Origin of the sequence: Streptomyces sp. NPDC092296 (assembly GCF_044755465.1) — a bacterium.
In the GTDB taxonomy this organism is placed as follows: Bacteria; Actinomycetota; Actinomycetes; order Streptomycetales; family Streptomycetaceae; genus Peterkaempfera.
In genome coordinates this window covers 1-1,550 of record NZ_JBIVRB010000035.1, presented here as the reverse complement: position 1 = coordinate 1,550, position 1,550 = coordinate 1, and the positions used below count along the sequence as shown (strand labels likewise).

General features: G+C 69.7%; 1 protein-coding gene. It reads left to right on the top strand.

From position 1 onward, the window contains the following. Positions 1-265 precede the first annotated feature (265 nt). A complete protein-coding gene (locus tag ACIQGZ_RS29555; protein ID WP_402607816.1) occupies positions 266-1,483 on the top strand; it encodes an IS110 family transposase in 1,218 nt (405 codons plus the stop codon). Positions 1,484-1,550 lie beyond the last annotated feature (67 nt).

Below are 1,550 nucleotides of genomic sequence, written 5' to 3'. Positions count from 1 at the left end.
CCCCGTTATGTTTTCCGCGGCTCCGCAACGGGGCCGCTGGCCTCCGGGCCCGGCATGACTGTTGCCCCCTGTCGAAGGCATGACCTGGGGGGTGGTGTTCACCGGGCCCGGGAGGTGTCCGTCGGAGACGCTGATCAGAGGTCCGGCCACCGTCCGGTCCGGCGCAATGCCGGGCAGTTCGCGGGCGGCAGGTCTGCATAACGTGGATGCGCGAGCACGACACCCAAGCCGAGGCCGGCACCGTCAACACCCGTGAAAGGGCGCGATGTTCGAGATCGAAGACGTCGGTGTGTTCCTGGGCCTGGACGTCGGCAAGAGTGCCCATCACGGCCACGGGCTCACCCCGGCCGGGAAGAAGGTCTTCGACAAGCCCCTGCCCAACAGTGAACCCAGGCTGCGGGCCGTGTTCGACAAGCTGGCCGCGAAGTTCGGCACCGTCCTCGTCGTTGTCGACCAGCCCGCTTCCATCGGCGCCCTGCCGCTGACAGTCGCGAGGGACGCGGGCTGCCGCGTCGCCTACCTACCCGGCCTGGCCATGCGGCGGATCGCCGACCTCTACCCGGGCGAGGCGAAGACCGACGCGAAGGACGCCGCCGTGATCGCGGACGCGGCCCGCACCATGCCGCACACCCTGCGCTCGCTGGAGCTGACCGACGAGATCACCGCCGAACTCACGGTCCTTGTCGGCTTCGACCAGGACCTCGCGGCCGAGGCCACCCGCACGTCCAACCGGATACGCGGCCTGCTCACCCAGTTCCACCCCAGCCTGGAGCGCGTTCTGGGCCCGCGCCTCGACCACCAGGCCGTCACCTGGCTGCTGGAGCGCTACGGCTCCCCATCCGCCCTGCGCAAGGCCGGCCGCCGCAGACTCGTGGAGCTGATCCGCCCGAGAGCCCCGCGCATGGCCCAGCGGCTGATCGACGACGTCTTCGACGCCCTCGACGAACAGACAGTCGTGGTCCCGGGCACCGGCACCCTCGACATCGTCATCCCCTCCCTGGCCGGCTCCCTGGCCGCCGTCCACACCCAGCGCCGGGCGATGGAAGCCCAGATCAACACCCTGCTGGAGGCCCACCCTCTTTCCCCGGTCCTGACGTCGATGCCCGGCGTCGGCGTCAGGACCGCCGCAGTCCTGCTGGTCACCGTCGGCGACGGCACCAACTTCCCCACCGCCGCCCACCTCGCCTCCTACGCCGGACTCGCCCCCACCACGAAGCGGTCCGGCACCTCGATCCACGGCGAACACGCACCCCGAGGAGGCAACCGGCAACTCAAACGGGCGATGTTCCTGTCCGCCTTCGCCTGCATGAACGCCGACCCGGCCTCCCGCACCTACTACGACCGCCAGCGAGCCCGCGGCAAAACCCACACCCAGGCCCTCCTCCGCCTCGCCCGCCAACGCATCAGCGTCCTGTTCGCCATGCTCCGCGACGCCACCTTCTACGAATCCCGGACACCGAAGGACGTCGAACTCGCCGCATAACCTCAGCAACCCCGAACCACCCCAAACCCGACAGGAGCGCCTTGACGAAAGACATAGAGGCACCCCC